Source organism: Neisseria oralis (assembly GCF_045062685.1).
Lineage (GTDB): Bacteria > Pseudomonadota > Gammaproteobacteria > Burkholderiales > Neisseriaceae > Neisseria > Neisseria oralis.
Genome location: NZ_JBJGEB010000074.1, coordinates 1 through 262, shown reverse-complemented (window position 1 = coordinate 262; position 262 = coordinate 1). Strand labels below are relative to the sequence as shown.

Here is a 262-nt window from a genome sequence, read left to right as displayed (position 1 = left end):
TCGGATGCCCGTTCCATTCCTCATTGTCCGGACCGGAACAGTATAAAGGCAGGTTTTCGGGGGACACGGCAATTTCCCGCATATGAAGATTGTCCATTTGATTTTCCTTTGCGTGGTTGGCGTGCGCCCATTTTACGCCATCGGCAGGCTAAAGGATATTGCCGAAGCCGCCGAACAAGATTTACCCCCGCCTACCGAACACATACGGTCAAACCGGGAAACCTTCGCCCATATGCACGGCTGTTTCCGGCACATATAAAAC

General features: G+C 52.3%; 1 pseudogene. It reads right to left on the bottom strand.

The features are described 5' to 3' along the window. Positions 1-97 (bottom strand): annotated as a pseudogene (locus tag ACI43T_RS12125) (zinc-finger domain-containing protein); the annotation flags it as partial. Positions 98-262 lie beyond the last annotated feature (165 nt).